At 63.9% G+C, this 4,186-nt stretch carries 3 protein-coding genes; 2 read left to right on the top strand and 1 reads right to left on the bottom strand.

Translation table 11 applies throughout. The annotated features are described in order from the left end of the window. Together EN991_RS25715 and EN991_RS25710 are read left to right on the top strand one after the other, a co-directional pair. On the top strand, positions 1–596 hold a 596-nt coding region (locus EN991_RS25715; protein ID WP_127369815.1), incomplete at its 5' end, for a GNAT family N-acetyltransferase. A 4-nt stretch (positions 597–600) separates the two neighbouring features. Continuing rightward, positions 601–1,437 (top strand): GNAT family N-acetyltransferase, encoded by an 837-nt coding sequence (locus tag EN991_RS25710; RefSeq protein WP_027162411.1) that lies wholly within the window; start codon positions 601–603, stop codon positions 1,435–1,437. 46 nt (positions 1,438–1,483) lie between these two features. Here the strand turns inward: EN991_RS25710 and EN991_RS25705 are convergent, their stop codons facing one another. Then, a complete protein-coding gene (locus EN991_RS25705) occupies positions 1,484–3,754 on the bottom strand; it encodes an exopolysaccharide transport family protein (RefSeq protein ID WP_127369814.1) in 2,271 nt (756 codons plus the stop codon). Positions 3,755–4,186 lie beyond the last annotated feature (432 nt).

Here is a 4,186-nt window from a genome sequence, read left to right as displayed (position 1 = left end):
GCCACCGGCGCATCGAGGCCGGCACCCCGGACGAGGTCGACAGGCTGCTCGACGCCTTCTTCGAGATGAAGGAACTCCGCTTCCGCAAGATGGGCATCGCCAACGTCTTCGGCGACGCGCAGGTGCGCGGCTTCTTCCGCGCGCTGTTTTCGCAAGCACTTAGCGAGGACAAGCCTTCCTTCGTGCTGCACGGGCTCGAGGTTGCCGGCAAGCTGCGCGCCATTACCGGTTCAAGCCGCTCGGGCAAACGCCTGATCTGCGAATTCGGAGCGATCGCCGAGGACGATCTCGGGCACGCCAGCCCCGGCGACTTCCTGTTCTTCGACAACATCCAGGAAGCCTGCGAGACCGGTTTCGAGGTCTATGACTTTTCGGTAGGAGATGAGCCTTACAAGCGGCTGTGGTGCGATATCGAAACGCGGCATTTCGAAGTGCTGGTCCCCTTGACCGTGAAGGGCCGCATGCTGGCGCTGACGCTTCGGCAAGGCGCGCGGCTGAAAGCCTTCGTCAAGAACAGCCCGACGATCTGGAAGCTGACCAAGGTACTGCGCCGCAAAGCCGCCGGCCAGGCGGCGCCCTCGGAAGAAGATAGCTAACGCAATGACGCCGATCATCCGCACACTGTCCCTGCAGGAACTGGCGCTTCTCGTCGACTGGGCGGCCGCGGAAGGCTGGAACCCAGGTCTTGAAGACCCGGCGATGCTCCAGGCGGCGGACCCCGAAGGCTTCATCGGCGCCTTTGTCGGCGACGACATGGTCGCGGCAATTTCGGCCGTGGCCTATGGCAGCGAATTCGGCTTCATCGGCCTCTACATCTCCCGGCCTGACATGCGCGGCATGGGCTACGGCAAGACGGTGTGGGACGCCGGCATGAAAAGGCTTGCAGGCCGGACCGTCGGCCTTGACGGCGTCGCCGAGCAGCAGGCCAATTACCGGCGCAAGGGCTTCGCGCCGGCCTACGAGACCATCCGCTTCACCGGGCGCAAGGCAGGCCCGACGGCCAGGGCCGATGGGTTGCGGACGATTACAACGCAACTCCTATCCGATGTCGTCGCCTATGACGCCCATTGTTTTCCGGCGCCGCGGCGGGCCTTCCTGCAGCGATGGCTGCAGGAACCGCATCATGGGTTGGCGGCAATCGGTTCGCGCGGCGTGACCGGCTTTGGCGTGGCGCGCCGGTGTCGATCCGGCTTCAAGATCGGCCCGCTGTTTGCCGACGACATGGAAATCGCTTTGCAACTCCTGGAGGGACTGGCCGGTGCCTGTGAGGGCGGCGAGCTGCATATCGACGTCCCCGCCGATAACACCGGTTTCATAACTGCGCTCGATGCGGCCGGCTTTGCGCCGACCTTCACCACCACGCGCATGTACAAGGGGCCTGCCCCGGAACTGGACCTGCAAAGGGTGTTCGGCGTAACGACCCTGGAACTGGGCTAGATCGGGCGAACCGCTGAACGGCTCCGCCAGGCGATCCGCGGCTCTCTCAGGCGGCGGCAGTGCGCCGTCCCGGCACCGGATTGCCGGGCGGTTCGTGGCCGAGCGGCGTCACCAGCGTCAGGTCGGGATAGCCGTTCTCGATCAGTTTGACGGCAGCTTGCGTCACCTCGTCGTCGGCCTCCAGCATGGAGAGAAAAACCTCGGTGGCGTCGCCGGTCAGACGGCCGATGCCCTGCGCGTCGGCTGGTCCGCATTCGACCACGACCAGATCATAAGCCGTTGTCAGCGATTGCATGATGATCGGCAGCCGGTCGGCGGCGCGCATGGCGCGGACCGGATCGGCGGTTCCGACCGGAATGACGTGACAGTCCGAGTAGAGATCGGCATGGATGACGTCACTGAACTGCGCTTCCGAAGCGAGCAGGTTGGTGATGCCGGGAAAAAGTCCGCTGTCCAGCATCGGCCGCGAGGCGGCCCCCGACGCGGTGAGGTCCAGCAACAGCACGCGCAGCCCGGCGTCGGCGACTTCGCGCGCCACCAGGATCGCCGATGCAGCCGCCTCGTCGCCTTCCGGCGAGACGAATATGGCGCGCGCCGCACCGCTGGCGATCAGCTTTTCGGCAGCCCTTTCGATATCGATCTCGCCCAGGGTGGAACGCGCCGGTTCGGGCTCGACAACCGTTTGCTCTGTCGCCGCCGTAGCGGGCATTGCGACCACATCCGGCGCCTCGGCCATGGCCGGCATCGCAGCGGCAAAAGGCTCCGCATCGGCTTCATGCGCAGGTTCAGGCAGTTCCTGGTGAATGACGGCTTCCTGGAAGACGGCAGTCTCGGGGCGGAAAAATGGCTTGGCGGCCGGCGTCTGCGCCACATGGGGCATCGCCACCTCATCGATCCGTTCGAAACGGGAACCGCTCGCCGGCCGCATCGCGCGGCCTGAGAACAGCTCCCGCAGAAGCGTCACGATGGCCATGATCAGCAGCGATGCGGCGAAAGCCGCGCCGACGATGGGCCCCACCTTCGGAAAATAGGCCTCGGAGGGAACCGACGCCTTCGAGGCGATCCGGGCGTCGACCGGCAGATAGTTGCGGTCCTGGCGCGAAGCGGCTTCGCGGTAGTTGGTCAGGTAGAGTTCGAGCTGCTGTCGCTTGGCGGTCGCGTCGCGCTGCAGTGCGTCGAGGTCGACCTGTTGTTCGCCGGCCTGCGCCGAAGCGGCTTTCAATGTGTTGACGTCGGCGACGAGCTGGTTCTCGCGGGCCTTTGCCGTCTCGGCCTGCATCAACAGGCCTTTCATGATCTTCTGGGCCTCGCTGCGGATCTGCGCGTCGAGATCGGACAGTTGCGATTTCAGCGCGCGAATGCGCGGATGATTTCCAAGCAGCGTCGTCGACAGATCGGCGATGTTGGAGCGCAATTCGACCTGTCGCTCACGCAAGCGCTGGATCAGGTCCGATGACAGAACCTCCGGCACGGCGTCCAGCGAACCGCCATTCTGCAGCGCCCTGCGCACACCGTCGGCGGTCGCTTCGGCCGCAGCGCGGTTGGCGCGCACTTTCGACAGTTCGCTCGACAGTTCCGAAAGCTGCTGGGTGGCCAGCACCGAATTGTTGCCACCCATCAGAAGATCGGACTGGGCGCGATAGGCGGCGACCTTCGCCTCCGCATCCTTGACCTGCCGCTGCAGGTCGGCGATCTCGGGCGCCAGGAAGTCTGCCGCGGCGCTGTTCGATTCGAGCTTGGCCGCCCCTTGCCCCGCTATATAGGCGGCAGCGATGGCGTCCGGTATGGCGGCCGCGAGCTTGGGATCTTCCGATGAGAACTCGATGGCAATGATGCGGGTCTTCTCGACGCCGTAGACGTTGAGCTTCTCGTGCATTTTCTTGAGCACGCGCTCTTCCGTCGGAATTTCCATCGGGTCGCTTTTCAGCCCGACCAGGACCAGAGCGCGGCTCAGCGCCGACATGTCGAGCGCTTCATTGAACTCGGGCAGTTTTTCCAGCCCAAGCTTTTGCGAGACCTGCTTGAGGATTTCGTTGGAGGAAATGATCTGGACCTGGGTGGCGACGCCCTGCTCGTCGAGAATAGGCTTGTCGGTGTCGTTGTTATTGCTGGCCGGCCGCGTGTAGATGGATTCGCGCGGCGCGATCTCCACCTGCGTCTCGGCCTTGTAGTGCCGGGTTGCCAGCGAGGCGAAAGCAAAGGCCAGCCCGGTCGCCAACAGGACGACGAGGCCTATACGCAGCCAATTCCTCGCCAGGCTGGCGAAGAGCTGCCTGAGATCGACATCGACATCTGCGGCCGCGGACTGAACGGACATGCATCCCTACTCCGATACTGGGTCAGCACGCACCGTAAACAACTATGGTAACTCAGCCGTTAAGATCGCGGTAAGTTTTCGTTAGGGTTTACTGGCGGGCGACAAACAAAACCGCCAGAAATCGCAAAAACTCTTGCCGATGCGCCACGTGTCGGCCGCTCCCTTTACCCGCCATTAACCCTAACAGGATGATAACCGGCCTCGATCCCTGATGTTTGCTGCGACGCCGCAGCGGCCCAGTCGAAGGTACTTGTCCGGTCATGAAAAGCACTGCTTCCCTGTTTCGCGCGCTGCTTGCCGTATCGATGCTGGCTGGCTGTTCCAGCTACCGGCCGACGCCGGCCGCCTTCCATGAGGTGCTCGATCAGCCCTATCGTCTTGGCGCCGACAAGCGGGAAGGAGAGATAGCCGGATTGATCGACGCTGTAGGTG

The sequence above is a fragment of the Mesorhizobium sp. M7A.F.Ca.US.005.03.2.1 genome (genome assembly GCF_003997795.1).
In the GTDB taxonomy this organism is placed as follows: Bacteria; Pseudomonadota; Alphaproteobacteria; order Rhizobiales; family Rhizobiaceae; genus Mesorhizobium; species Mesorhizobium ciceri.
The sequence above is the reverse complement of the archived record's forward strand: the minus strand, read 5'-3'. Positions and strand labels throughout refer to the sequence as shown.